Raw genomic sequence first — 26,168 nt, 5'->3', positions numbered from 1 at the left:
TAACCGCGCGGAACACCGGGATGGCCACCGCCGTGGCCGTCCCTTTCACGACGTGAGGACTGGCAGATGAAAGGCGTTCTTCTTGTGTCCGCTTTGGCGGCTTTCGGTGTTCTTGGTGTCACGCTTACCCCGATCCCGCCGCAATTGCCCGGCCCGGAAACCGTCCGGGTGCCGACCGGCGAGATCGACTACCGCCCCGAAGGCAGCTTTCAGAACGCCGGGACAGCAAAGACGCCCGCTGTCCAAAGGATCACCGTGCCCGCCTTCGACATCATGCAGCGGCAGGTGTCGCGCGGCGACTATTCCGAATGTGTTGCAGACGGTGCCTGCAAGGAAACGCCACGGGGTGGTGCGGGCGACGCTCCGCAGACACATCTCAACTGGTATGACGCGCAGGCCTATGCCGCATGGCTGTCGATCCGCACGGGAGAGCGCTGGCGGCTTCCGACCGATCTTGAATGGCAGCGCGCCGCGGCCGAGGGGTTTGGCGAAGCATTGGCCCGCAGTGACGGGCGCGACCCGGGGCAACGCATGCTGCAAAGCTACGAGGCGGGGGTGTCTTTGCGCGGACGTGCCCAACTCTCCGGCCGGGACGTTTCGGAAACCAACAGCCTTGGACTCTCCGGTATCTCCGACCTTGTCTGGGAGTGGACGGACGGATGCATGCAATACGGGACACTGGATGGGAAGGGCCGGGTGATAACAGCCGCGCCTTACTGCGCCGCCCGCATCGTCGGGGGACAGCACCGCGCCGTTGTCATCGACTTCATCCGCGATGCCAGCGTCGGAGGGTGCGCAGCCGGGCTGCCGCCGGATTTCCTGGGGGTGCGTTTGGTTCGGGGCATTGCGGGGCAGGGCGCCCCCTAGTCCAGGTCTCCGATCCGGGTCGGGGCGGCAACCGCACGTGGCAAACCCTGCCGGTCAATGCGCAACAGCGCGCCCCGCCAGAGGGTTTCTGCCTCGATCCCATCGTAGATTTACTGACAGGCCGTTTCCGTCTAGTGGCTGGGATCGTCGATGAGCGGTGTCGGCTTGGCCAGGCGGCGCAGATCCGTGTCGTCCGCGATCCCGACGCTCTGTCCGTTGATGACAACGCCGTACTCCTTCAGCGCCTTGATCGCCCGGCTGAGGTTTTCCGGGGTCATCCCAAGGAAGGAGGCAAGGCGCCGTTTCTCGATCGGCAGATCGAACAGCGTCGGATCTTTCGACGTTTCGGCGCAGCGTATCAGGTAGTTGGCCAGCCGTTCCAGGGACGTCCGCAGCTTGAGGTTCTTGGAGTGCTTGACGACGTGTCGGTAACACTGCGCAAGTTCCGTCACGACGGCGCGGGCGAATTCCTGGTCCTGGTCGAATACCGCGCGCACGTCGGACGAGGGCAACAGAACGATGCGCGATTTCTCCAGCGTGCGCGCGGACATAAGGTAGGGGGCATCCTTGATGGTCGCGGCAAGGATGAAGGTCGAGACCGGCCGGACCGTCGCCATCGTCGTTTCGCGCGTGCTCCATCCGGCGAACAGCTCGACCGAGCCTTCGATCACCACGTGCAGAAAGTCGCTGGGTTCGCCCTCGCTGATCAGTTCGATGGCCGGGGGGAAATTCTGTACGTAGGCCCCACGCATGAGCGTTTCGAAATGCGCGTCCTCCATGTCCGAAAACAGGTCGAGCTTGCGCAGTTCCGACGATTCGTTCTGGCTGGTTCTGAGTGGCATGTGTCCTCGGCGTGTCTGGCTCCGACCATCTCACTTGATAATTGTCAAATCAAGGCTTGATCCATTTCGACGATCGGCTTGATTGACCAAAAGAGCCGACTTGCGCGATGTTAGCGGCCAACTTGTTTTGCCCTCGCTACACCCGAAGCTTGACATGGATCAACCATGAGGTGCGACGAGGCATGGTCAACCACTCCCTGACACGTGGCCGGAACGGCGGCCCGCGTAGCCGGAGGGACAGATGGAAATACAGAACAAGGCCACGTCGTTGTGGCGAAACTTCTTCAACGTGAAGATGGTTCAGATGCGGACGTTCCACATGACGTGGTTCGCCTTTTTCTCGTGCTTTTTCGCATGGTTCGGCATCGCGCCGCTGATGACGGTCGTGCGCGACGAACTGCAGTTGACCAAGGATCAGATCGGCTGGGCGATCATCGGGTCGGTATCGATCACGATTTTCGCGCGCCTCTTCATCGGCTGGCTGTGCGACCGCATCGGGCCGCGCAAGGCCTATACCTGGCTGCTGATCCTCGGCGCCTTCCCGGTGATGGGCATCGGCCTGTCGTGGAACTTCGAGTCCTTTCTGCTGTTCCGGGTGCTGATCGGCGGGATCGGCGCGGCTTTCGTCATCACGCAGTACCACACCACGGTCATGTTCGCGCCCAACGTGGTGGGGCAGGCGAATGCGACCTCGGCCGGGTGGGGCAACCTCGGTGGCGGCGTCACGCAATTTGTCATGCCGCTGCTTTTCTCGGTCTTTGTCGTGGGCTTCGGCTTTTCCGAGGCGGTGGGCTGGCGCCTGGCAATGGTCGTGGTCGGCACGATCATCCTCCTGATCGGCATTGCTTACTATTTCCTGACCCAGGATGCCCCCGACGGGAACTTCGACGAGTTGCGCGCCGCCGGCAAGATGGAGCAGAAAAGGGAAGTCACCGGAAACTTTAAAAGGGCCCTGCGTGACCCCCGCGTCTGGATCCTGTTCGTGATCTACGGCTGCTGCTTTGGCATCGAACTGACGGTCAACAACGTCGCGGCGCTGTACTTTTTCGACTACTTCGACCTCAGCCTGGTGGCGGCCGGTTTCGTGGCGGCATCCTTTGGCCTGATGAACCTCTTTGCCCGCACGCTGGGCGGGATCTTCGGTGACAACTTCGGCGCCCTCTGGGGCCTGCGGGGTCGCAGCGTCTGGCTGTTCATCTGCCTGTTGTTCGAAGGCATTGCGCTGATGATCTTCAGCCAGATGCATGTGCTCTTCCTGGCGCTACCCTCGCTAATCGTCTTCTCGCTGTTCACGCAGATGGCCGAAGGTGCGACCTATTCCGTGGTGCCCTTCGTCAACAAGAAGGCGCTGGGCGCGGTGGCCGGTGTGGTCGGCGCGGGCGGCAATGCCGGGGCGGTTCTGGCCGGGTTCCTGTTCAAGAACATGATCGACTGGTCCGAAGCCTTCCTGATCCTCGGCATCGTGGTCAGCTGCGCCTCGTTCCTTGCCTTCTTCGTGCGGTTCTCCGCCGAACAGGAAACAGAGCAACGTGCCGCCTTTGCCGCCGCCAACATCGACACGCTGCGCAAGAAGGCCATCGAGGCGAACGAAGCGCTCGAAGAAGGCATCAAGGCCCTGGGCGGCAAGCCGGGCGCGACGCCCGCCGAATAACTCCTGAACCCTGGCGGGTCGCAATGGCGTGGCCCGCCCCCACCGGGGGACCCCTGAAACGGGCGCGTGGCGCGACCCGACCGGCCCCCCGCACCTTCATGACCCCATTCCGGCTGCAACGCGGCAGCCGACATTGCCAAGGAAGGACACTGAAATGGCTATCACCGAGGCCTCAAGCGCCAACAGCGGGCACACGCTCGAAGATTGGCGCCCCGAAGACCCGCAGTTCTGGGCAAGCCAGGGCCGGGCCATCGCCACCCGCAACCTCTGGATCTCGATCCCCAACCTGTTGCTGGCCTTTTCGGTCTGGATGGTCTGGTCGGTCGTCGTGGCCAAGCTGCCCGCCATCGGCTTTGCCTATTCCACCGACCAGCTGTTCTGGCTGGCGGCGCTGCCGGGACTGTCTGGCGCGACGCTGCGGATTTTCTACAGCTTCATGATCCCGATCTTCGGCGGGCGCCTCTGGACGACGCTTTCCACCGCTTCGCTGCTGTTGCCGGCGCTTGGCATCGGTTTCGCCGTGCAGAACCCCGACACCTCCTATGTCTGGTTCCTGGTCCTGGCGCTGATGTGCGGGTTCGGCGGCGGCAACTTTGCCTCGTCGATGGCCAACATCGCCTATTTCTACCCGAAAAAGACCAAGGGCAACGCGCTGGCGCTGAACGCCGGGCTGGGCAATGCCGGTGTGTCGGTCATGCAGTTCGTCGTGCCGATGGTCATCACCGCTGGCGTCTTCGGCGCGATCGGCGGTGAGCCGCAGCACCTGTCCGACGGCGGTCAGCTGTTCCTGCAGAACGCCGGTTTCGTCTGGGTGCCCTTCATCGCGCTGTCGGCTCTGGCGGCATGGTTCGGGATGAACGACATCGCGTCGGCCCGCGCTTCGTTCAAAGAGCAGTCGGTCATCTTCACCCGCCGCCACAACTGGATCATGTGCGTGCTCTACACCGGGACCTTCGGCAGCTTCATCGGCTATGCCGCCGGTTTCCCTTTGCTGATGAAAACGCAGTTTCCGGATGTGAATGTGCTGTCCTATGCCTTCCTCGGCCCGCTTGTCGGCGCGTTGAGCCGCGCAGCCACGGGCTGGATTTCCGACAAGTTCGGCGGCGGGCGCGTAACCTTCTGGACCTTCGTCGGCATGATCGTCGCGGTCTGGGGCGTGTTGCAGTTCCTGCCCTCTGAGGCCAACGCGGCGGGCAATTTCTGGGGCTTCTTCGCCTGCTTCATGGCGCTGTTCTTCCTGACCGGGGTGGGCAATGCGTCGACCTTCCAAATGATCCCCTCGATCATGCGCCAGGAAGTGCCGCGCCTGAACCCGCAGCTGGACGACGCCGCGAAGCTGAAACAGTCGGAGCTGGAAAGCTCGGCCATCATCGCCTTCACCTCGGCGATCGCGGCTTACGGCGCCTTCTTCATCCCCAAGTTCTACGGCACCTCGATCAGCCTGACCGGGGCTCCGAACGGCGCGCTCTGGGGGTTCATGGCCTTCTACGCGGTCTGCGTCGTCGTCACCTGGGCCTTCTACAGCCGCAAGAACGCGCCCGTTTCCTGCTGATCCCCTGACACCTCTGGCGGCGGCCCGGCGTGGCCGCCCCACACTCAAGACAATCGGAGACATCAGATGAGCCACCTGCTCGACAGACTGAACTTCCTCCAGTCCAAGGAGTTGGAGACATTCTCCAACGGGCACGGGCAAGTGACCCGCGAGAACCGCGACTGGGAAGACACCTACAGAAACCGCTGGCGGCACGACAAGGTCGTGCGCTCGACCCACGGCGTGAACTGCACCGGGTCATGCAGCTGGAAGATCTACGTGAAATCCGGGATCGTGACCTGGGAAACCCAGCAGACCGATTATCCCCGTACCCGCGCGGGTCTGCCCAACCACGAACCGCGCGGCTGTGCGCGCGGGGCCAGCTATTCCTGGTATCTCTATTCCGCGAACCGGGTGAAGAACCCGCTGATCCGGGGCCGCCTGATGAAGATCTGGCGCCGCATGCGCGAGACCATGGGCCCCATCGCAGCCTGGACCGCGATCCAGAACGATCCCGTCCTGCGGGCCAGCTACACCGAAACCCGCGGCAAGGGCGGTTTCGTCCGCGCCACCTGGGACGAGGCAACCGAGATCGTCGCCGCCGCCAACGCCTATACCGCCAAGACCTATGGTCCCGACCGGGTTTTCGGTTTTTCGCCGATCCCGGCCATGTCGATGGTCAGCTATGCCGCCGGCTCGCGCTACCTGAGCCTGCTCGGCGGCGTCTGCATGTCCTTCTACGACTGGTACTGCGATCTGCCGCCGGCCTCGCCCATGACCTGGGGTGAACAGACCGACGTGCCGGAAAGCGCCGACTGGTACAACGCGGGCTACCTGCTGCTCTGGGGGTCGAACGTGCCGCAGACGCGGACGCCCGACGCACATTTCTACACCGAAGCCCGCTATCGCGGCGCCAAGTCCGCCGTCATCAGCCCCGACTACTCCGAGGCGGCGAAATTCGGCGATGTCTGGCTGAACGTCAAACAGGGCACCGACGCGGCACTGGCGATGGCCCTTGGTCACGTCATCCTGCGCGAATTCCACCTCGACCGTCAGGCCGAGTACTTCGAGGACTATTGCCGCAAGTACTCCGACTTCCCGATGCTGGTGAAGCTGGAGGAGAAGGACGGGCGCCTTGTGCCGGGCCGTTTCCTGCGCGCCGATGATCTGGACGGCAAGCTGGGCGAAGAGAACAATCCCGAATGGAAGACCGTCGCCATCGACGGGACGTCGGGCGGGCTGGTCTCTCCGAATGGGGCTATCGGCTATCGCTGGGGCGAGGATGGCGAGTGGAACCTGGAGGAAAAGGCAGCCGGCACGGACACGCACCTGAAGATGTCGCTGGTTCTGGAAGAGGATCATGACGATGTGCGCGGCGTCGATTTCCCCTATTTCGGCGGTGCGGCCACCGAACAGTTCGCGACTGACGCCGAACACCCCGATGTCCTGACCCGCAACATCCCGGTCAAGACCGTCAGGACGCCCGAGGGCGAGGCGCTGGTGGCCACCGTCTTTGACCTGTTCTGTGCCAACTACGGCCTTGACCGTGGCCTGGGCGGCGATTGGGTCACCGATGATTACGCGAACGACATGCCCGGCACCCCCGCCTGGGCCGAGAAGATCACCGGCGTCTCCGCCGACAAGATCATCCACGTCGCCCGCGAATTCGCGCAGACCGCCGAAAAGACCAACGGCAAGTCCATGGTCATCATCGGGGCCGCGATGAACCACTGGTACCACATGGATATGAACTATCGCGGCGTCATCAACATGCTGGTGATGTGCGGCTGCGTGGGTCAGTCCGGCGGTGGCTGGGCGCATTATGTGGGACAGGAAAAGCTGCGTCCGCAGACCGGCTGGCAACCTCTGGCCTTCGCATTGGATTGGGGTCGCCCGCCGCGGCACATGAACTCGACCTCTGCATGGTATGCGCACACTGATCAGTGGCGCTATGAGACGCTGACCGCGAATGAAATCGTCAGCCCCACCGCGCCGGAGGGCGATTGGGATATCTCGTTGATCGACTACAACATCCGCGCCGAGCGTATGGGCTGGCTGCCCTCTGCACCGCAGTTGAGGACCAACCCGCTGGAGGTCGCCAAGGCCGCCAAGGTCGCCGGGCAGGAGATCCCGGCCTATGTGGCCGAGCAGCTGAAATCCGGCGATCTGGAAATGTCCTGCCAGGACCCGGACGCGCCGGAAAACTGGCCCCGCAACCTGTTTGTCTGGCGCTCGAACCTGCTGGGGAGCAGCGGCAAGGGGCACGAATACTTCCTCAAGCACCTTCTGGGCACCGATCACGGCGTCATGGGCAAGGACCTGGGGCAGGAGGGCGCGCAACTGCCGAAAGAGGCGAAATGGCACGCCGACGGCCCGCAGGGCAAGCTGGACCTGCTGGTGACCATCGACTTTCGGATGAGTACGACCGCGGTCTATGCCGACGTGGTTCTGCCGACGGCCAGCTGGTACGAAAAGAACGACCTGAACACCTCGGACATGCACCCGTTCATCCACCCGCTACAGGCGGCTGTGGACCCGGCGTATGAATCGAAATCCGACTGGGAAATCTTCAAGGCCATTGCCAAGAAGCTGCAAGAGATCGTGCCGGGTTACCTGGGGCAGGAAACGGATATCGTCGCGCTGCCGATCCTGCACGACACGCCCGGGGAAATCGCCCAGGACCAGGTGCTGGACTGGAAGAAGGGCGAATGCGACCTGATCCCGGGCAAGACCGCGCCGAACTATATCCCCGTGGAACGGGATTACACCGCGATCCACGACCGGTTCACCGCGCTTGGTCCGCTGATGGACAAGGTCGGCAACGGCGGCAAGGGCATCGCCTGGAAGACAGAGCACGAGGTGCAGGCGCTGCGCGACCTGAACGGTGTGCACCTTGACGGGGCGGCCAAGGGTTGCGCGAAAATCGTCACTGATATCGACGCGACCGAGGTGATCCTCATGCTTGCGCCGGAAACCAATGGCGAGGTGGCGGTCAAGGCATGGGACGCGCTGTCGAAGTTCACGGGGCGCGATCACACCCACCTGGCGCTGCCGAAGGAAGACGAAAAGATCCGCTTCCGCGACATCGCCGCCCAACCGCGCAAGATCATCTCCAGCCCGACATGGTCGGGGATCGAGTCGGAAAAGGTCTGCTACAACGCCGGTTACACCAACGTGCACGAGCTGATCCCGTGGCGCACGCTGACAGGCCGTCAGCAGCTGTATCAGGATCACCTGTGGATGCGGGCCTTTGGCGAGGGGTTCGTGGGCTATCGCCCGCCAGTCGACCTCAAGACCATCACCAAGGATGTCCACGACGAAGGCGACTGCCTGGTGCTGAATTTCATCACGCCGCACCAGAAATGGGGCATCCACTCGACCTATTCCGACAACCTGCTGATGCTCACGCTGAACCGTGGCGGGCCGGTGGTCTGGCTGTCCGAGACCGACGCCAAGAAGGCGGGGATCGAGGACAACGACTGGGTCGAAGCCTACAACGTGAACGGCGCGCTGACGGCGCGGGCGGTGGTCAGCCAGCGCATGAAGGACGGCACGGTCTTCATGTATCACGCGCAGGAAAAGATCGTGAACACGCCGGGATCGGAAAAGACCGGCCTGCGCGGGGGCATCCACAACTCGGTGACCCGCGCCACGCTGAAACCCACCCACATGATCGGCGGCTATGCCCAGCAATCCTACGGCTTCAACTACTACGGCACCGTGGGGGCGAACCGGGATGAATTCGTCGTCGTCCGCAAGATGAAAAAGGTCGACTGGCTCGACCGCGAAGCGACCGAAAAGGAGGCCGCGGAATGAGAGTGCGCGCACAAATCGGCATGGTGCTGAACCTCGACAAATGCATCGGGTGTCACACCTGTTCCGTGACCTGCAAGAACGTCTGGACCACACGCGACGGCGTCGAATACGCGTGGTTCAACAACGTCGAAAGCAAACCCGGCACCGGTTACCCGACCGACTGGGAAAACCAGAAACGCTGGAACGGCGGCTGGACCCGGACGAAATCCGGCAAGCTGCAGCCCAGGCAGGGATCCAAATGGCGGATCGCGGCGAACCTCTTTGCCAACCCCGACCTGCCCGAGATCGACGACTATTACGAGCCGTTCGATTTCGACCACGATCACCTGAAATCCGCCCCGGAGATGGAGGCGTTCCCCACGGCGCGCCCCTATTCCAAGATCACCGGCGAGCGGATCGAAAAGATCGAGAAGGGTCCGAACTGGGAGGAAATCCTGGGCGGTGAATTCTCGAAGCGCGGGCAGGATTACAACTTCGAAGGCATCCAGAAGGAGATCTACGGGGAATACGAGAACACCTTCATGATGTATCTCCCCCGGCTGTGCGAACACTGCCTGAACCCGGCTTGCGCGGCGTCCTGCCCCTCGGGGGCGATCTACAAGCGCGAGGAGGACGGGATTGTCCTGATCGACCAGGAGAAATGCCGCGGCTGGCGTATGTGCGTCTCGGGCTGTCCCTACAAGAAGGTCTATTACAACTGGTCCACCGGCAAATCCGAGAAATGCACCCTGTGCTATCCCCGGATCGAAAGCGGCAACCCGACCGTCTGTTCGGAAACCTGTGTCGGGCGCATCCGCTACCTGGGCGTGATGCTGTACGACGCGGACAAGATCGAAGCAGCCGCCAACGCGCCGCATGAAAAGGACTTGTACGACGCGCAGCTTGACGTCTTCCTCGACCCGCACGACCCGGTGGTGATCGAGACCGCCCGCGCCGACGGCATCCCCGAGGACTGGATCAAGGCCGCGCAGGAAAGCCCGGTCTGGAAGATGGCGATGGAGTGGAAGGTCGCCTTTCCGTTGCACCCGGAATACCGCACGCTGCCGATGGTCTGGTACATCCCGCCGCTCTCGCCGATCCAGAACGCCGCCGAGGCCGGCAAGATCGGTACCGATGGCGCAATGCCCAACGTCCATGACCTGCGTATCCCGGTGCGTTACCTCGCCAACATGCTGACGGCGGGGGACGAGGCCCCGGTGGTCAGCGCGCTGGAACGGATGCTGGCGATGCGGTCTTACATGCGGTCCAAGACCGTCGATGGCGTCATCGACGAGGCCATCGCCGCCCGCGTCGGCCTGTCGGGCCGGGTGATCGAGGACATGTACAAGATCATGGCCCTGGCCGATTACGAGGATCGCTTCGTCATCCCCACCACCCACCGCGAGCAGGTCGAAGAGGCCTATGATCTCAAGGGCGGTTGCGGCTTCACCGACGGCAATGGCTGTTCTTCGGGCATCTCCAAGGGCTCGCTCTTTGGTGGTTCCAAACGTCCCCTGAAAATGCCCGAGGAGGTGCGCTGATATGGACCGCACGATCAAATCCCTGTCGCTGCTGCTCAGCTATCCGACGCGCGAGTTGCAGGCGGCGATGCCGGAAATCGGGGGTGTTCTCGCCTCCGACACCCGGTTGACGGCGGCGGCGCGGCGCGCGTTGCGCCCGCTGGTCGATGAGCTGGCGACGCGCGACATCTATGACCTCGAAGAGCAGTTCGTCATGCTCTTCGATCGCTCGCGCACCTTGTCGCTCAACCTGTTCGAACATGTGCACGGCGAAAGCCGGGACCGGGGCGGCGCGATGGTCTCGCTGGTCGAAACCTACCGCGCGGGCGGGTTCGACCCGATGACCTCGGAACTGCCCGATCACCTGCCGGTGCTGTTGGAATTCCTGTCCACGCGTCCCTTCGTCGAGGTGCAGGAAACCTTGGCGGACGCGGCCCATATCTTTGAGGCGCTGAACGCCCGGCTGGCCCGGCGTGACAGCCCCTATGGCGCCGTGTTCGCCGCCCTTTTGCAACTGTCGGGCGCCGAGGCCGACCGCGAGGCGGTGGCGGAACTTCTGGACCAGCCGGATGTCGACCCGAACGACCTGGAGGCGCTGGATCAGGTCTGGGAGGAATCCGAGGTTGTCTTCGGCCCCGATCCCAACGCCGGCTGTCCTCAGGTGCGCGACATGCTTGCCCAGATGGACGTTCTCGTCAATTCCGCCCCCGCCGCGACGCCGGCTGAATGAAGGAGGCCATGATGAACCAGTTTTTCTTCGGAACCTTTCCCTATATCGCGCTGGCGATCGGCATCGTCGGCTCTATCGCGCGCTACGAACGCGATCCCTTCACGTGGAAGACGTCTTCCTCGCAGCTCTTGCGCCGCAAGCAGCTGGTCATGGGGTCGATCCTGTTCCATGTCGGCGTGCTGGTGATCTTTGCCGGGCATTTCGTCGGGCTGCTGACCCCGATCTGGGTGTTCGATGCGCTGGGGATCAGCCACGGGGCCAAGCAGACGCTGGCCGTAGTCGCGGGTGGTATTGCCGGGATCATGGCGCTGGTGGGCGGCGGCATGCTGTTCCACCGCCGCTGGACCGATCCGCGCATCCGCAAGACGTCGAGCTTTGCCGACATCGCCATCCTGGCCATGCTGCTGGCCCAACTCGTGCTGGGCCTGCTGACCATCATCGCCTCGCTGGGGCACCTCGACGGGCACGAGATGGTCAAGTTCATGGCCTGGGCGCAGGGCATCTTTACCCTTGATGGCGCGGCGGCCAGCCACATCGCGGACGTGGCGCTGATCTTCAAGCTGCACATCGTGTTGGGCCTGACGATCATCCTCGTCTTCCCGTTCACGCGCCTCGTGCACATGCTGTCTGTTCCGGTGCGCTATTTTACCCGGCCCGGATACCAGATCGTGCGGTCGCGCCGCCAGGTTCCGCTGCCCGAACGTGGCGCGGCTTTGGCGACCGCGCAGGCAAAGCCCGCGCCTTCGTCGGATGCGGCGGCGCAACCGGCGGAGTGACCACGATGAATGCGCTCTTTCCCGATGTCGTCGTGAACGGCACCACCATCCCCTCGGCGGCCATCGCTGCCGAGGCCCAGAACCACGAAGCGCCGCGCGGCAAACCCGGTGTTGCCTGGCGCAAGGCTGCCAATGCGCTGGCGGTGCGTGCGCTGCTCTTGCAAGAGGCCCAGCGGCGCGAGATCCCGGCAGATCCGCAAGAGCTCGAACCGGGACGGTTCGAGACCGGGAACGAGGTCCGCATAAGGGCCCTTCTCGAAGATGCGGTGCAGGTGTCGCCGCCATCCGAAGAGGAGGTGCGCGCCGAGTGGTCCCGCGATCCGTCGAAGTTCCGCGCTCCGCCATTGTGGAGCGTCTCGCACATTCTCTTCGCCTGCGACCCGCAGGACGAGGAGGCGGGCAAGCGGGCCCTTGCCCGTGCAATTGACGTGACAGGCCGCGTGCTGGGCCATCCCAAGAGCTTTGGGCGCCTCGCGCGTCAGGAAAGCGATTGCCCCTCCAGGGATCGCGACGGAATGCTTGGCCAGATCGGTCCGGGCGACACGGTGCCTGAATTCGAGGCTGCGCTGCGTACCTTGTCCGCAGGCGACATCACATTCGAACCGGTGCGGACTCGGCACGGCTGGCATGTCATTCGCATGGATGACTGTGCCGAAGGCGACGTGCTGCCCTTCGAGGCCGTCGCGCCCCGGCTACGCGCCGCGATGGAAAAGCGCGCCTGGGGGCAGGGGGTCCGCGACCTGGTCACCACGCTTTCGCAAAAGGCCGACATCACCGGGGCCGATCTGGGCAACTGTCCCTGAGGCGCGGGTGCGGACGAGATGACAACCTTCACAACACAGGGAGTGGCAAGCCCATGCTGAACGATCTCCTGGACAGGAACAGGACCTGGTCGGCCGAGCGTCGCGCCGCCGATCCCGGGTTTTTCGCCGGGCTTGCGGCACAGCAGACGCCGGAATTCTTCTGGATCGGCTGTTCGGACAGCCGGGTGCCCGCCAACGTGGTGGCGGGGCTGGACCCGGGCGAGGTCTTTGTCCATCGCAACGTCGCCAACGTGATCCACTCGTCCGACATGAACATGCTCAGCGCGCTGGAATTTGCCGTCGAGGCGCTGAAGGTCCGCGAGATCATCGTCTGCGGTCACTATGGATGCGGCGGCATTCGCGCCGCGACAGAGGATATTCCTCACGGGCTGGCGGATCACTGGCTGGAACCGATCCGGAGGTTGGCGCGCCAGGCGCAGGCCGAACTTGACGTGCTGACGGACATGGAGGAACGCCGGGACCGGCTGGCCGAACTCAACGTGATCGAAGGCGTCGCACGTGTCGCCGAGACACCCATCATGCGCCGAGCCTGGGCCGATGGCCAACCGGTGCGCCTCCACGGCCTGATCTATGGATTGCGGGATGGGTTGCTGCGCAATCTGGAATGTTCGGTTGGTCTGCCCAACCTGAAGAAAGGAGCCTGCCATGAAGCTGCATGACCTGAATGATCGCACCTGCGGCTGCGATGAAAGCGAGGGGGCACCCGGTCTGACGTCGTTGAACGAGGCGCTTGCCCTCTGTGCCGCAGAGACCCCCCTGGTGCCGGGGGTGGATATGCTGCCGATTGGCGAGGCCCTGGGGCGTTGTCTGTCGGAACCGGTGATGTCCCGGGTGAATGTGCCGCCCTTCGCCAATAGCGCGGTCGACGGCTACGCCGTGCGGTGCGGGGACCTGATCGGACCGGGTCCGTGCATCCTGCCGGTCGTGGACCGGACCGCCGCCGGGGACGCCCCTGCACAGCTTGATCGTATTGCGACGGTGCGGATCTTTACCGGCGCGCCGCTGCCCGCCGGGGCAAACGCGGTGGTGGCACAAGAACACGTCACCCTGCGTAACGGCATCGCCCGCTTTGATCGCCTGCCCACGGTCGGGGCCAATGTGCGCAGGGCCGGAGAGGACATGGCGGCTGGCGATGTCATTCTGCCCGCGGGCAGGCGCATCGGACCGCGCGACATTGCCATGATGGCCGCCGCGGGAGTGGCAGAAGTCAGGGTACGCCGAAGGCTGCGCATTGCGCTTCTGATCACCGGATCGGAATTGGTCGCGCCGGGGCAGGAGGCTGCTCCGGGCAAAATCAATGACGTCAACGGCCCGATGCTGGAGGCCCTGATCGCACAGCCGGGTGTCTCCATCGTGGAAAAGGCCCGTATCGGTGATGACCTGGGCAGGTTGTGTGCCGAACTGGAGCGTCTCTCGGGGGCGGTTGACCTGATCGTCACCACGGGGGGCGTATCCGTCGGAGAAGAGGACTACCTGCGGCGCGCTGTCGAGCGGATCGGGGACCGTCTCCACTTCGCGGGCGTCGCCCTGAAGCCCGGAAAACCCGTCAGCTTCGGCCGCATCGGCACCGCGCTCTGGCTCGGGTTGCCGGGCAACCCGCAAGCCTCGTTCGTGGGCTGGCATCTCTTTGGCCGTGCCATCGTGGATGCCTTGCAAGGGGCCACCGGCAAACCGCGCAAGATGATCGTGTCGTCCGCCGTAAACCTCCGCCACAAGCCCGGTCGCTGCGAATTGCGTCCCGCGCGACTCGTCGGTTTCGACCTGCGCGGGCGCGCGACGGTCACCGCCGAAGGGGCCACCTATTCCGGTCGGGTCAGCCCCCTTGCCGACGCCGACGGCCTGTTGCTGTTGCCGTCGGAGGCCGACCAGATCGATACGAGCATGTTGCTCGAATTCCTGCCTTTCGAAGAAAGTTGAGATGACCCATGACTCAGATCGCGACCCTCATCATGCCCGGACGTGGCGATACCGATGAATTGCTGTACGCCTTTGCTCAGCAGATGCTGGCGCGTGGGTACAAGGTGCGTGGCCTCGTGCAAATCAACACCGAACGTGAAGGCGACCATCCCTGCGACATGGACGTGCAGGCTCTGCCCGACGGACCGGTTTTTCGGATATCCCAGAACCTTGGCAGTGCTTCGCGCGGTTGCCGGCTCGATCCCGAAAACCTCGAATTGTCCGTGGCGGCCGTCGAAACGTCCCTGGCCGCAGGCGCAGACCTCATCGTCCTGAACAAGTTCGGAAAGCAGGAAGCGGCGGGCCGAGGTTTCCGCGACGTGCTTGCCCGCGCCGTTGCGGATGACATCCCGGTCGTGGTTGGCCTGAACGCGATGAACGAGCAAGCCTTCGAGGACTTTGCCGGTGGATTGGCAGACCGTTGTGACCCCTCTATCGAAGCCTTGACCAGCTGGGCATTGAAGGCGCTGGACGCATCCGAGGACATGGTTGCGTGATGCTTGAAACCGTCCCGGGAGGGGTGTCGGGGGTGGGCCGTGTGCGGCACCCACTCAGGTGATGAAGGCGCGTTTACCGCCGTTTGTTGATGTAATCCGGCGCGCACCCCGGGTACGCGTTCCGGGGATGCCTTGGGGCGATTGCCGATCCAGGTGGTCACGAACCGGGGGGGCGGTGGCGGGAAACCTGCTCAAGGAATAAATCTTCACCGCTCAAAATCCGATTATAGGATCAATAGAGGAAAAATGATCCGATAAATGGTCTTGTCTTCGTCTGTGTCAGGTCTCGCGCTAGACCGGCGGGTGACGGTAACGAAGACGGGGTGGGGCGATGGCCTGGCGCATCGGCATCGATTCTGGCGGCACATTCACGGATGTCTGCCTGATCGACGAAGACAGGGGCGATGTTCATATCTGGAAGGTCAGCTCGACCCCGGACGACCCCTCGCGCGGGATTGCGCAGGCCTTTGCCGAAGGGCTGTCGCGGACCGGGATCGCGGCGCGGGATGTCGGCTTTTTCGGGCACGGCACCACGGTTGCAACCAATGCACTGATCCAGCATCGGGGCGTCAGGACGGGCCTGATCACCACCGAAGGCTTCCGTGACCTGCTGGTCATCGGTCGGCAGAAACGCCCGCACCTCTATGACATGAACGCGGACAAGCCGCAGGAACTTGTCACGCGGGATCTGCGCATCGGTGTGCCCGAACGCCTGCGGGGGGATGGCAGCACCGAAGTGCCGCTGGACGAGGCGGCGCTGCGCGAGGCGGTCAGGCAGCTGCGCACGGCGGGGGTCGAGTCCATCGCCGTCAGCTTTCTCTATGCCTTCCTGTCCGAGGCGCATGAACGGCGCGCCGCCGAGATCGTGGCCGAGGAATTCCCCGAGGCTTTCCTTGCGCTGTCGCACGAGGTGGCGCCCGAGTTCCGCGAGTATGAACGCCTGTCCACGACCGTGGTCAATGCCTACCTGGGGCCGGTGATGCGGACCTATGTCACCGCATTGAAAACCCGTCTGGCAGAGGCAGGCCTGCCGGTCACGCCGCATCTGACCCAGTCGAATGGCGGCGTGGCGGGGTTCGATCAGGCGGCGGGTTTGCCGGTGCGGACGGTCCTGTCCGGCCCCTCGACCGGTGTCGTCGCGGCGCAGGCGCTGGGGGCCATGACCGGCATCGGCAACCTGATTACATTCGACATGGGCGGCACCAGTTCGGACGTGGCGCTGCTGGAGGGCGGCAGGTGCCGCGTGGTGGCAGAGGCCGAGGTGCATGGCTACCCGCTCAAGGCGCCGATGCTGGACATTCACACCGTGGGCGCCGGGGGCGGGTCGATCGCCCATGTGGACAGCGGCAGGTTGCTGAAGGTCGGGCCGCGCAGCGCTGGCGCCCATCCCGGACCCGCCTGCTATGGTCTGGGCACCGAGGAACCGACTGTGACCGATGCAAATGTCGTCCTGCAGACCCAGAACCCCAAGGCGCTGCTGAACGGGCAGATGTCCATCGACCGTGACCTGTCGGTAACGGCGGTGGAGCGGTTGGCCGGCCGTCTGGGCCTGGGCGTGATGGAGACCGCGGACGGCATCCTCGATATCGTGACGGCGAATACCGCCAAGGCGATCCGGCTGATCTCTGTCCAGCGCGGGCATGATCCGCGCGACTATGCGCTGGTGGCGTTCGGTGGTGCCGGGCCGGTCCACGCGGCGCGGCTGGCGGCGGAGCTGGGCATGGACCGCATCCTGATCCCGCGCACGCCGGGCGTGCTTTGCGCGCTGGGCCTTTTGATGACCGACCTTCGGACGGACTATGCGGCGACGCAGATCCGGCTGCTGGATGAGGCGGAGCCCGCCGATCTGGCCGAGGTTTTTGAGGGGCTGGCGCGTCAGGCGCGGGACTGGTTCGCCCGCGAAGGCATAGCGCCCGAGGCGCAGGGGCTGAACTCGCGCGTCGATATGCGCTATGCTGGTCAGAACTACGAGATCGCCGTGGATCTGCCGGAGGGGCCGATCGACGAGCACAGCCTAGACGCGCTGCGCGAGGGGTTTCTGGCCCGGCACGAACAGCTTTACGGTTTCGTGGCCGAGGGTGACGCGATCCAGATGGTGACCTATCGGCTGCAGGCCACCGGCGTCGTGCCCAAGGCGCAGATGCCGGCATTTTCGGACGCAGGGCCAGATGCCTCTGCCGCGCAGACCGGCCAACGCCCGGTCTGGATGCGCGAGGCGGGCGGCTTCGCCGAGACGCCGATCTATGATCGCACCCTTTTGAAACCGGGCAACCTGATCGAAGGGCCTGCGATCATCGACCAGCTCGATACGACCACTGTCGTTCCGTCGGGGATGACGGCGCGCGTCGATCCCTACCTGACCCTGATCCTGGAGCGCAGCACATGACCCGGACGCTGAACCCCGTGACCGTCGAGGTGATCGGCAGCGCCTTTTCCTCTGCGGTGGACGAGATGGGCGAGGCGCTGGTGCGCGCCAGCCATTCCACCAACATCAAGGAGCGGCGCGACTGTTCCACCGCGCTTTGTACGGCAAGGGGAGAAATCCTCTGCCAGGCCGAACACATCCCGATGCACCTGGGCAGTTTCCTGCAATTCGTGCCGCGCCTGCTGGAGGCGTATCCGGCAGAGGACCTGCGTCCAGGCGATGTCTTTATCGGCAACGATCCCTACGCGGGCGGCGGAACGCATCTGCCGGACATCGTCATGGCCGAACCGATCTTTGTCGCGGGCGCGCTGTTCGGCTGGGCCATCAACACGGCGCATCATTCGGATTTTGCGGACCGGGGCCATGCCCATGTCTACCAGGAGGGACTGCGCATTCCGCCGATCCGCCTGCAAAGGGACGGTGTGCGCCAGGCCGAGGTCATGCGTCTGTTCCTGCTGAATTGCCAGGTGCCGGACGAGCGCCTGTCCGACCTGCGCGCCCAGATGGCGGCGAACCGGCTGGGCGTGCTGCGGATGCAGGAGCTTTGCGCGCGTTTCGGGGTCGAGACGGTACAGGCAGCGGGCGAGGAACTGATGGCCTATGCCGAGCGCAAGATGCGCGCCGGGATCGCGGCCCTTCCGGATGGCTCATGGACCTTCTCGGACATCTTCGAGACCGAGAGCCAGGCCGAGCACATGACGCTTTCGGTCACGCTGACGATCCGGGGCGAGGACATGGCGCTGAGTTTCGACAGCCCGCCACAGGTGCGCGCGGGACTGAACGTGATCTACACTGCGCTGCAGGCGACGGTCTATTACGCGGTGAAATCGGTGGTCGATCCGACGATCCTGCCCAATGCGGGGCTGGCGCGGCCTCTGAGTATCACGGCGCAACCCGGGACGCTGTTGAACTGCGTGCATCCGGCGGCGGTGGACGGGCGTATCTCGGCCTGTCAGCGGGTGGTCGACCTGATCCACGGCGCGTTGGCGCAGGTGGTCCCTGACCGTGTCAGCGCGGCGGCCTGCGGATCGGTTCATGTGGCCAGCTTCAGCGGCACGCGGCCCGATGGCGACCTGTGGGTCTACCTGGAAACCATTGCCGGGGGCTCTGGCGCGCGGCCCGACAAGGATGGGCTGGACGCGGTGCAGGTGCACATGACCAACACGTCAAACCTGCCGCTGGAGGCGCTGGAGGCGGAATATCCGATCACCCTGATGGCCTATGAATTCGCCGAGGACAGCGGCGGCGACGGCACCTGGCTGGGCGGCATGGGGGTGCGGCGGGTCTATCGCGCCGATGCGGATTGCAGGGTTCAGATCATGGGCGCGCGCCTGACGTCACGGGCCTGGGGGCTGGACGGTGGCGGCCCGGGGGCCAGCGGCGCCTTCCGCATCAACGGCGATCCACGGGCTATCGACCTGTCAGGCAGCGCGGACCTGGCGGCGGGCGACATCTTCGAGGTCATCACCCCAGGCGGTGGCGGCCACGGCGATCCGGCGGGGCGTTCTGCCGGGCTGCGGGATGCGGATGCGCGCTCGGGGCGCAAGGCGGCCCGCGCATGAGCACGCCGCGCGCCTCTTCGAACGCGGCCCGTGCCGCGCGTATCCTGGCCGTCCTGGGCGAAGCCGGGGCAGAGGGCCTGTCGCTGACGGCCCTGGCCGAGGCGCTGGGCGATGCCCGCGCGCCGGTGCATCGTGCGGTTGCGGCGCTGGTGGACCACGGGTTCGTCATGCAGATCGGGCGGCGCGGGAACTACCATGTCGGCCCCGCGATCCACGCCATCGCGCTCAAGGAGGCGGCGGTGGGCGACATGACCGCCTCGCTGCGTCCCTTGCTTATCAACGTGGCCGCCGAAACCGGGCTGCCGACCTTTCTGATGGCGCGGGCGGGGTTCGATTCCGTCTGCCTGGATTGGCAAAGCGGGTTTGCCCAGGTGCCCGCGATGTTCGACGGCATCGGCGGGCGGCTTCCGCTGGGCGTCGGTGTCGGCGGGCTGGTCGTGCTGGGCGAGATGGACGCCCCGGGCCGCGAGCAGGTGCTGCGCATCAACGCGCCGCGCTATGCCGACTGGGGCCTGAGCGAGACCGGCGTGCGGGGCGAACTGGCGCGCTATCTCGAACAGGGCTGGCTGCTGGTTTCCCGGCGTTCGGGGCAGGTGGATGTCTGCAGTCTGGCGATGCCGGTGCGGGACAACGTCGGGCGGGGCGGTGTCGAACTTGCGGTCTCGGTCCTGGCGCCGGGGCGCGACATGGAGGCAGAGCTGAAACGGCGCGTCCGCGAGAGCCTGTCCCGTCACCTGTCGGCGCGGGAGCTGTGATCATGGGTTGCCCGCGCTTCGCAATCTCAGCCCGCCCCGGCCTGACGTTCGCGTTCGGCAAGGGCCCGCGACACCCGTTCCGAGCCGTCGTCGATGGCCCGGCAGATCGCCTCTCCGGCGGCCGCGGCGTCGCCGGCGCGCAGGGCCTTGATCAGCGCCTCGTAGTTGGCGTGTTCGGTGCGGCTCGCGCCGGGGTCGGGAAAAAGGTAGTTGAAACCCGGCCCGGCGCGCAGCCAGAGCGTCTCGATCGTCTGCAGGAGGATCGGCATCTCGGCGGCGGCATAAAGACTGAACCGCAACTCCTTGTTTTCCTTGAGCGCCTCGTGCGGGTCGCGGGTGTGCTTGGCCTCGATGTAGGCCTGTACCTGTTGTTCCAGCGCGTCGATCTGGGCGGCGGTCATCTTTTGTGCGGCGGTCTCGGCGGCGAGGGATTCCACGCGTTTTCGGATCGCCCCAAGCTCGGCGTAGCTGGCCACCGTCATGACAGGCACACGAAAGGAACTGGCCGGCTCCGCAGTCAGGACGCCCGAAGCCGCAAAGCGCACCAGGGCCTCGCGGACCGGCGTGATGCTCATGCCCAGAGAGGTCGCCAGCTCCTTCGTGACCAGTCGTGTGCCCGGTTCCAGGCGGCCCTCGATCAACGCGTCGCGCAGCTGGCTTTCGACATGGGCGGTCAGGCTCTTGCGGGGCGGGGCACTGAATCCGGTCTGCATAAAAAATAATCTCCTGCGTGTGGTCTGACTGCGCGCGGGGCCGCGCCTGGCTTGCGGAGCCATGATATATGATATATTATATTCTGGATCGCTGCGAAAGATCCAATCAAGAGGCCAAGACAGGCGGCCCGCTTCCCCATCCAACCTGCGACTGCATCCAATAGGAGGTCTCACGACATGAAGAGTTTCCCTGCATTTGCCCTCGGTCTTGCCCTGGCCCTTCCGGCCACGGCGACATTCGCACAGGACGACACGCTCGTCATTGGGCGATCTGCCTCGACCAACGCGCTTGATCCCGGTTTCCTGCGCGAGGCGGCCACCATCGTCGACAATATCTTTGACACGATGGTCATGCGCGACGAGGACATGAAGCTGGTTCCGGGCCTGGCCACTGGCTGGACCTCGATCGACGACACAACATGGGAATTCACGCTGCGCGAGGGTGTGACCTTTCACAACGGCGAACCCTTTGACGCCGAGGCGGTGAAATTCAGCCTCGACCGCGTGCTGAACCCGGACAACAAGGCGCCGACGATTTCCTACATCCGCACGATTGCCTCGGTCGAGGTGGTGGACCCGATGACAGTGCGCATCACCACCGCGGAACCCGATCCGCTGTTGCCGACACGGATGAGCCGCTATCCCGCCTATATCGTGCCGCCGAAATACATCGCCGAACATGGGCGCGAGCATTTCGCCAACAATCCCGTCGGCACCGGTGCCTATGCCTTCGTGGATTTCGTGCCCGACGAGCGCGTGACCCTGGAGGCCAACCCCGACTACTGGCGCGGTCAGCCGGACATCAAGACGGTGATCTGGCGCCCGATCCCCGATGCGACGGCGCGGATCACCGCGCTGATCACCGGCGAGGTGGGCCTGATCGAGGATGTGCCGGTGGACCTGGTGCCGCTCTTGCAGCAATCGCCCGACGCCGACCTGGTACAGGTCGAGAACGGCGGCCTGACCATCTACCTGGGCCTGCGCATGGACAAGGCGCCGCTGGACAACGTCAAGGTGCGCCAGGCGCTGAACCACGCCATCGACCGGGTTTCGATCACCGAGAACCTGCTGGGCGGGCTTGCCACGCCGAAGGGCACGCAGGTCGGTGCCGCCGATTTCGGCTATCTCGATGTGCCGGTGCCGGAATTCGATCCGGAGCTGTCAAGGCAGCTGCTGGCTGAGGCGGGCTTCGCGGACGGGTTCGAGATCACCATGCAGTCGTCGTTCCGCTACATGAAGAACGCCGAAGTGGCCCAGACCATCGCGCAGGGGTTCGAGGACATCGGTCTGGACGTGAACCAGGAAACGATGGAATGGTCGGTCTACACCCAGACCGTGCCCTTCGAGGGGCCGATCTACATGCTGGGCTGGGGCTCCACCCAGACGCTTGACGCGGATGCGGCGATCTATGCGATCATGAAGTCGGGTGAGCCCTATTCGGGGGCCCGGATCGACGCCCTCGATGCACTGCTGGACCAGAGCCGGTCGACCGTCGATCCCGAGGCGCGCGCGGCGATCCTGCAGGAGATCCAGGAGGTCGCGGCCGAGCAGGTGCCGCTGATCACCCTCTACCAGGAGGACAAGCTGATGGGCAAAGCCCCGAATGTGACCTTCGACGGCCGGGCCGACGCCCGCATCCCCGTCTTCACCATCACGGTGGACTGACCCCTTGACCGGAAGTTTGCGCATCAAGGGAAACGAGGACGCCGCGCTGGCGATCTTCCTCCTCGCGGCATCCGTGGCCTTTTGTATCCTGGTCCCGCTGGCCTGGCCGCTGGACCCGCTGCGCGGTGACATTTCCGCGACGTTCAAACCTCCGATGACAGTGGTGGGGGATGCGCTCCATCCGCTGGGAACCGATCAGCTCGGGCGGGATCTTCTCGCCCGGCTGGGACTGGGGACGCTGGTGTCCTTCGGGATCGTGCTGATCGCGGCGCTGATCTCTGTCGTGCTTGGCACCGCGCTGGGCATGATCGCGGGGTATTACGGCGGCTGGGTCGATGCGCTGATCATGCGCCTCGTGGACATCCAGCTGGCGGTGCCCTTCATCCTGCTGATCCTCTTGCTGGTCTCGGTGCTGGGCCCCTCGATGACCAACCTCGTGATCGTGCTGGGCCTGACGGGCTGGGCGATCTTCGCCCGGGTCGCCCGGGGCCGCACGCTGGAGGTTCGGGAACTGGAATACATCGACGCCTCGCGCGCGATGGGACTGTCGGACACGACGATCATCTTTCGCCACGTCCTGCCCAACATCATCGGGCCGCAGACTGTGCTTCTGACGCTGGACCTGCCGCGCCTGATCATCCTCGAGGCCTCTGTTGGCTTTCTCGGGCTGGGGGTGCAGCCGCCGATGCCGACGCTGGGCAACCTGATCGGCGAGGGCCGGTCGGTGATCCTGATCGCGAACTGGCTGGTGCTTTATCCCGGCCTGATGATCGGCGCGCTGGTCATCGGCTGCAACCTGCTTGGCGACTGGCTGGTCCGCCGGGCCGAAAGCAAGGTGTCCTGATGAAAGGCCTGCGCTTCCTGCTGTCCCGTGCCGCTCAGGGCCTGATCGTGATGTTCGGCGTCTCGGCGCTGGTGTTCTTTGCGCTGTTCCTGACCGGCGACCCGGCCGTGCTGATGATGGCACCGGATTCCACAGCCGCCGAGATCGACGCCTTCCGCGAGGCGATGGGCTTCGACGATCCGATCATCGTCCAGTACGGGCGCTTCCTGGTCGATGCGCTGCAGGGCGACCTCGGGTCGTCCCTGCGCTACAGCCGCCCGGCGATGGACCTGTTGGCGGAACGGCTGGGCGCGACCGCGCTCCTGGCGCTCTCGGCGCTGCTCTGGTCGTCGTTGCTTGGCTTCCTGCTGGGCGCCATCGCGGCTGTGCGCAAGAACAGCCCGATCGACTTTGCCATTCGCGTCATTTCCCTGCTTGGGCAAGCTGTGCCGGTGTTCTGGCTGGCGCTGATGCTGATCATCCTCTTTTCGCTGAACCTGCGCTGGCTGCCTTCCAGCGGTTATGGCAGCCTCGGTCACCTGGTCATGCCTTCGCTGGCGCTGGGCGCCTATTACCTCTCGGCAATCACCCGGCTGGTGCGGTCCAGCCTGATCGAGACGCTGGGCGAGAACTATGTCCGCACCGCGCGCGCCAAGGGGCTGACCGAATGGCGCATCGTCGTCCGCCACGCCCTGCGCAACGCGATGATCCCGGTTGTCACCCTGCAGGGCATGTACCTGGCCTCGCTCATGGGCGGTGCACTGGTGACCGAAATCATCTTTGCCTGGCCGGGGATCGGGCGGCTGGCGGTCGAGGCGATCCAGAACCGCGATTTCCCGGTCGTGCAGGCGGTGGTCCTGTTCGCGGCACTGGTCTTTGTCGTGGCAAATTTCCTGGTCGACGTGGCCTACACCTGGCTCAACCCGAGGATCCGCCTGTGAGGACGGCGCCCGCGCCCCTGCTGGAAGAGGCGCTGGACCTGACGGCGCTCTGGTGCGCGATCCCCTCGCACGCAGGCGATCCGGCGGCGCAGGCGCGCCAGGTGACCGCGCTGCTGGATTGGCTGACCGGCGAACTGGGGGCGACCATCATGGCGCCGGTCGGAGGGCCGGAGGGCGCCCCCGTGATCCATGCGCGACTGGACGTCGGCGCGGATGAGAGCGTGATCCTCTACAACATGTACGATGTCATGCCCGCGATGCCCGAGGGCTGGCGCGTCGATCCCTGGACGGGCGGGCGGACCCGGATGGAGGGGCTGGGCGAGGTCTTTGTCGCCCGCGGCGCCGAGAACAACAAGGGGCCGCTGGCCGGAATGCTTGTCGCCCTGCGCGACCTGCACCGCGCAGGCCGTCTGCACGTCAACGTCGAGATCCTGCTGGACGGTGAGGAAGAACACGGATCACCAGCGATGCGGCGCTACCTTGCCGCGCCCGGGTGTCCCTTGCCGTCCTGCACCGGAGGGCTGTTTCCCAGCCTTTGCGAATATGGCGGCGGGGCGCCACGTGTGTTCCTGGGCTTTTCGGGGATCACCAAGGGCCGGCTTCTGGTCGAGGGCGGGGACTGGGGCGGCCCACGCACGGCGATCCATTCCAGCAACGCCCCCTGGATCGCCAACCCGGCACGGGTGCTTGTCGACGCGCTGGGGGACTTCGGCGGCGCGGTGACGGGCGAACTGGCGCAGGTGGCTCTGGATGAGGAGGCCTCGGTGCTGATCGCCACGCTGGCGCAGGGGTTCGACCCGGAGGCTGAACTGGAATTTCGCACTGCCAGCCGCTTTGCCCTTGGTGGCGATGCCGAGGCGCTGCTGCGCCATGTCCTGCGCACCGCCTCGCTGAATATCTCTTCGCTGACCAGTGACCCGGTGGGGGACACCGCCGTGATCCCGCACAGGGCCGAGGCCCTGTTCGACCTGCGCACCCCGCCGGGACTGGAGGCCGGGCGTTTCCTGGCGGCGCAGCGCGCCCGGCTGGACGGCGGCGGCGTGACGCTGGAGGTGGGAGAGAGCGCGCCGGGCGTGCGCTTCGGCGCCAACAGCCGGGGTGCGCGGGCCCTGATCGCGGCCTATGAACAGACGTCGCAGGCGCCGCAGGTCTGGCCCTGGGCCCTTGGCTCTGCCCCCGGGCACGCCTTTGCCCGCCATGCCGAGAGCTTTCTGATCGGCGGCGCAGGTCGAGGCGGGAATGCCCATGCGGTTGACGAATTCCTGCAGATTGAGGGGTTCGGACGGTTCATCGCCTCTGTCCAGGCCTGGCTGACGGGCATGGGGCAGGCGGCATGACCGGGCGTTACCTCAACCGCCGCGACCTGATCGCCGCGGGGGCGCTGGACTGGGACGCGGCCCTGGCGGATGTGCATGACGCCTTGGCTCTGTTGCGTGCCAGAAAGGCCGAGATGGCCGCCGAGAATGTCCTGCCGCTGGGGACCGATCCCCGCGCCAAGGGATATGGGCTGCCGGCCCGTGTCGGAGGGCGCTTTGCCGCCGCCGGTTTGAAATGGACCGTTCATCGGCCAGAGGCCCCGCAAGGGGGCGAGGCGATCACCTCGCGCACCGTCCTCGACGACCTTGAAACGGGCCTGCCGATGGGCATCGTGGACAGCGCCATGCTGACCCGGGTGCGGACGGCGGCGCTGTCCGGGGCGGTTGTGCGGGCGCTGAAACCCGGCGTCCGGCGTATCGCGATCCTTGGCGCCGGAGCACAGGCGCAAATGCATCTGCGGATGGCGCGGGCCGTGTTCCCCGACCTGGCCGAGGTGCATCACTGGACACGCTCGGGACGCGCGATAGAGGCGCCCGAGGGGGTTGCGATCCGTCGCCACCGGGCGGCCTCGGAGGCCAGTCTGGCTGCCGAGGTCACCTTTGCCTGTACCTCTGCGCCGGAACCGATCCTGGGGCCGGAAGTGATGGCCAGAGGCGCGCTGATCCTGCAGATCGGCTATCACGAGGTCAGCTTTGATGCGATCGATCGCGCCGATGCCGTGACCTGCGATCTCTGGGGCGACTTTGCGCGGACAAGCGCCAAGAGCCTGTTCCAGATGCACCGCGCCGGGCGTTTTCCTGCCGATCGCATCGCCGCCGATGCCGCCGCGATCCTGCTGGACGGCTGGCGGTCGGACCCGGCGGCCTGCGTCTATTTCTCCAGCTTCGGCCTCAACATCTTCGACATTGCCCTTGCCGCGCGCCTGATGCGCCGGGCCACCGACCTGGGGTTGGGGCAGATCCTCACCGACTGACTTCC

21 protein-coding genes are annotated in these 26,168 nt (G+C 65.2%); 19 read left to right on the top strand and 2 right to left on the bottom strand.

Features of this window, described 5'->3' with window-relative positions; translation table 11 throughout:
• The first annotated feature begins 66 nt into the window (after window positions 1-66).
• Window positions 67-867: an SUMF1/EgtB/PvdO family nonheme iron enzyme gene (locus BLQ71_RS08110; RefSeq protein ID WP_074621347.1), complete on the top strand. Its 801-nt coding sequence runs from the start codon at window positions 67-69 to the stop codon at window positions 865-867.
• 131 nt (window positions 868-998) lie between these two features.
• On the opposite strand, the gene BLQ71_RS08105 is transcribed toward BLQ71_RS08110, so the two are convergent.
• A complete protein-coding gene (locus tag BLQ71_RS08105) occupies window positions 999-1,709 on the bottom strand; it encodes a helix-turn-helix domain-containing protein (protein WP_043145507.1) in 711 nt (236 codons plus the stop codon).
• A 241-nt stretch (window positions 1,710-1,950) separates the two neighbouring features.
• Here BLQ71_RS08105 and BLQ71_RS08100 point away from each other — a divergent pair, with 241 nt between their 5' ends.
• From BLQ71_RS08100 to BLQ71_RS08040, 13 genes are all read left to right on the top strand, one after another.
• Window positions 1,951-3,360 (top strand): MFS transporter, encoded by a 1,410-nt coding sequence (locus tag BLQ71_RS08100; RefSeq protein WP_074621346.1) that lies wholly within the window; start codon window positions 1,951-1,953, stop codon window positions 3,358-3,360.
• Between the two features lie 154 nt (window positions 3,361-3,514).
• On the top strand, window positions 3,515-4,912 hold the full coding sequence (locus BLQ71_RS08095) for a NarK family nitrate/nitrite MFS transporter (protein WP_074621345.1): 1,398 nt from the start codon (window positions 3,515-3,517) through the stop codon (window positions 4,910-4,912).
• A gap of 66 nt (window positions 4,913-4,978) precedes the next feature.
• A complete protein-coding gene (locus BLQ71_RS08090) occupies window positions 4,979-8,707 on the top strand; it encodes a nitrate reductase subunit alpha (protein WP_074621344.1) in 3,729 nt (1,242 codons plus the stop codon).
• The gene (gene narH, locus BLQ71_RS08085) at window positions 8,704-10,227 is read left to right on the top strand and encodes a nitrate reductase subunit beta (protein ID WP_043145501.1); all 1,524 of its coding nucleotides are present in this window, start codon (window positions 8,704-8,706) and stop codon (window positions 10,225-10,227) included. Before BLQ71_RS08090 ends, narH begins: the two co-directional genes overlap by 4 nt.
• Before the next feature lies 1 nt (window position 10,228).
• Window positions 10,229-10,936 (top strand): nitrate reductase molybdenum cofactor assembly chaperone, encoded by a 708-nt coding sequence (gene narJ, locus BLQ71_RS08080; RefSeq protein WP_074621343.1) that lies wholly within the window; start codon window positions 10,229-10,231, stop codon window positions 10,934-10,936.
• An 11-nt stretch (window positions 10,937-10,947) separates the two neighbouring features.
• Window positions 10,948-11,712 (top strand): respiratory nitrate reductase subunit gamma, encoded by a 765-nt coding sequence (narI, locus tag BLQ71_RS08075; RefSeq protein ID WP_074621342.1) that lies wholly within the window; start codon window positions 10,948-10,950, stop codon window positions 11,710-11,712.
• A 5-nt stretch (window positions 11,713-11,717) separates the two neighbouring features.
• Window positions 11,718-12,515 (top strand): peptidylprolyl isomerase, encoded by a 798-nt coding sequence (locus tag BLQ71_RS08070; RefSeq protein ID WP_074621341.1) that lies wholly within the window; start codon window positions 11,718-11,720, stop codon window positions 12,513-12,515.
• 53 nt (window positions 12,516-12,568) lie between these two features.
• Window positions 12,569-13,195 carry a carbonic anhydrase gene (locus BLQ71_RS08065; RefSeq protein ID WP_043145491.1) on the top strand — a complete coding sequence of 209 codons (627 nt, stop codon included), beginning with the start codon at window positions 12,569-12,571 and terminating at the stop codon, window positions 13,193-13,195.
• The gene (locus BLQ71_RS08060; protein ID WP_074621340.1) at window positions 13,182-14,453 is read left to right on the top strand and encodes a molybdopterin molybdotransferase MoeA; all 1,272 of its coding nucleotides are present in this window, start codon (window positions 13,182-13,184) and stop codon (window positions 14,451-14,453) included. The genes BLQ71_RS08065 and BLQ71_RS08060 overlap by 14 nt, the downstream gene beginning before the upstream one ends.
• An 8-nt stretch (window positions 14,454-14,461) precedes the next feature.
• The gene (locus BLQ71_RS08055; protein ID WP_074621339.1) at window positions 14,462-14,989 is read left to right on the top strand and encodes a DUF2478 domain-containing protein; all 528 of its coding nucleotides are present in this window, start codon (window positions 14,462-14,464) and stop codon (window positions 14,987-14,989) included.
• A 331-nt stretch (window positions 14,990-15,320) separates the two neighbouring features.
• Complete coding sequence (locus tag BLQ71_RS08050; protein WP_074621338.1) at window positions 15,321-17,375, top strand: hydantoinase/oxoprolinase family protein; 2,055 nt, start codon at window positions 15,321-15,323, stop codon at window positions 17,373-17,375.
• Window positions 17,372-18,976 (top strand): hydantoinase B/oxoprolinase family protein, encoded by a 1,605-nt coding sequence (locus tag BLQ71_RS08045; RefSeq protein WP_074621337.1) that lies wholly within the window; start codon window positions 17,372-17,374, stop codon window positions 18,974-18,976. The genes BLQ71_RS08050 and BLQ71_RS08045 overlap by 4 nt, the downstream gene beginning before the upstream one ends.
• Complete coding sequence (locus BLQ71_RS08040) at window positions 18,973-19,731, top strand: helix-turn-helix domain-containing protein (protein ID WP_052244782.1); 759 nt, start codon at window positions 18,973-18,975, stop codon at window positions 19,729-19,731. Before BLQ71_RS08045 ends, BLQ71_RS08040 begins: the two co-directional genes overlap by 4 nt.
• Window positions 19,732-19,757: 26 nt before the next feature.
• Here BLQ71_RS08040 and BLQ71_RS08035 read toward each other — a convergent pair whose 3' ends face one another.
• Entirely contained in the window at window positions 19,758-20,444 is a 687-nt protein-coding gene (locus BLQ71_RS08035; RefSeq protein WP_043145482.1) for an FCD domain-containing protein, read from the bottom strand.
• A gap of 177 nt (window positions 20,445-20,621) precedes the next feature.
• Between BLQ71_RS08035 and BLQ71_RS08030 the strand changes: the two genes are divergently transcribed.
• The 5 genes from BLQ71_RS08030 to BLQ71_RS08010 are packed head-to-tail and all read left to right on the top strand — an operon-like array spanning window position 20,622 to window position 26,163.
• Window positions 20,622-22,109 (top strand): ABC transporter substrate-binding protein, encoded by a 1,488-nt coding sequence (locus BLQ71_RS08030; RefSeq protein WP_074621336.1) that lies wholly within the window; start codon window positions 20,622-20,624, stop codon window positions 22,107-22,109.
• A gap of 4 nt (window positions 22,110-22,113) precedes the next feature.
• Window positions 22,114-22,953, top strand: a complete 840-nt coding sequence (locus tag BLQ71_RS08025; protein ID WP_069208431.1) for an ABC transporter permease — start codon at window positions 22,114-22,116, stop codon at window positions 22,951-22,953.
• Entirely contained in the window at window positions 22,953-23,873 is a 921-nt protein-coding gene (locus tag BLQ71_RS08020; protein ID WP_074621335.1) for an ABC transporter permease, read from the top strand. The genes BLQ71_RS08025 and BLQ71_RS08020 overlap by 1 nt, the downstream gene beginning before the upstream one ends.
• Window positions 23,870-25,210 carry a M20/M25/M40 family metallo-hydrolase gene (locus BLQ71_RS08015; protein ID WP_074621334.1) on the top strand — a complete coding sequence of 447 codons (1,341 nt, stop codon included), beginning with the start codon at window positions 23,870-23,872 and terminating at the stop codon, window positions 25,208-25,210. The genes BLQ71_RS08020 and BLQ71_RS08015 overlap by 4 nt, the downstream gene beginning before the upstream one ends.
• A complete protein-coding gene (locus BLQ71_RS08010; protein WP_074621333.1) occupies window positions 25,207-26,163 on the top strand; it encodes a hypothetical protein in 957 nt (318 codons plus the stop codon). Before BLQ71_RS08015 ends, BLQ71_RS08010 begins: the two co-directional genes overlap by 4 nt.
• Window positions 26,164-26,168: the final 5 nt, after the last annotated feature.

It is taken from the genome of Antarctobacter albus, from assembly GCF_900101505.1.
GTDB lineage: Bacteria > Pseudomonadota > Alphaproteobacteria > Rhodobacterales > Rhodobacteraceae > Antarctobacter > Antarctobacter albus.
This window is presented reverse-complemented; position numbering and strand designations above follow the sequence as displayed.

Bases quoted from the DNA above. Each gene is read 5' to 3' on its own strand.
- BLQ71_RS08070 (WP_074621341.1), top strand. From the start codon at position 11,718: ATGAATGCGCTCTTTCCCGATGTCGTCGTGAACGGCACCACCATCCCC.
- BLQ71_RS08010 (WP_074621333.1), top strand. From the start codon at position 25,207: ATGACCGGGCGTTACCTCAACCGCCGCGACCTGATCGCCGCGGGGGCG.
- BLQ71_RS08105 (WP_043145507.1), bottom strand. From the start codon at position 1,709: ATGCCACTCAGAACCAGCCAGAACGAATCGTCGGAACTGCGCAAGCTC.
- narI (WP_074621342.1), top strand. From the start codon at position 10,948: ATGAACCAGTTTTTCTTCGGAACCTTTCCCTATATCGCGCTGGCGATC.
- BLQ71_RS08055 (WP_074621339.1), top strand. From the start codon at position 14,462: ATGACTCAGATCGCGACCCTCATCATGCCCGGACGTGGCGATACCGAT.
- BLQ71_RS08045 (WP_074621337.1), top strand. From the start codon at position 17,372: ATGACCCGGACGCTGAACCCCGTGACCGTCGAGGTGATCGGCAGCGCC.
- BLQ71_RS08040 (WP_052244782.1), top strand. From the start codon at position 18,973: ATGAGCACGCCGCGCGCCTCTTCGAACGCGGCCCGTGCCGCGCGTATC.
- BLQ71_RS08095 (WP_074621345.1), top strand. From the start codon at position 3,515: ATGGCTATCACCGAGGCCTCAAGCGCCAACAGCGGGCACACGCTCGAA.
- BLQ71_RS08110 (WP_074621347.1), top strand. From the start codon at position 67: ATGAAAGGCGTTCTTCTTGTGTCCGCTTTGGCGGCTTTCGGTGTTCTT.
- narH (WP_043145501.1), top strand. From the start codon at position 8,704: ATGAGAGTGCGCGCACAAATCGGCATGGTGCTGAACCTCGACAAATGC.
- BLQ71_RS08050 (WP_074621338.1), top strand. From the start codon at position 15,321: ATGGCCTGGCGCATCGGCATCGATTCTGGCGGCACATTCACGGATGTC.
- BLQ71_RS08020 (WP_074621335.1), top strand. From the start codon at position 22,953: ATGAAAGGCCTGCGCTTCCTGCTGTCCCGTGCCGCTCAGGGCCTGATC.
- BLQ71_RS08065 (WP_043145491.1), top strand. From the start codon at position 12,569: ATGCTGAACGATCTCCTGGACAGGAACAGGACCTGGTCGGCCGAGCGT.
- narJ (WP_074621343.1), top strand. From the start codon at position 10,229: ATGGACCGCACGATCAAATCCCTGTCGCTGCTGCTCAGCTATCCGACG.
- BLQ71_RS08090 (WP_074621344.1), top strand. From the start codon at position 4,979: ATGAGCCACCTGCTCGACAGACTGAACTTCCTCCAGTCCAAGGAGTTG.
- BLQ71_RS08100 (WP_074621346.1), top strand. From the start codon at position 1,951: ATGGAAATACAGAACAAGGCCACGTCGTTGTGGCGAAACTTCTTCAAC.
- BLQ71_RS08060 (WP_074621340.1), top strand. From the start codon at position 13,182: ATGAAGCTGCATGACCTGAATGATCGCACCTGCGGCTGCGATGAAAGC.
- BLQ71_RS08035 (WP_043145482.1), bottom strand. From the start codon at position 20,444: ATGCAGACCGGATTCAGTGCCCCGCCCCGCAAGAGCCTGACCGCCCAT.
- BLQ71_RS08030 (WP_074621336.1), top strand. From the start codon at position 20,622: ATGAAGAGTTTCCCTGCATTTGCCCTCGGTCTTGCCCTGGCCCTTCCG.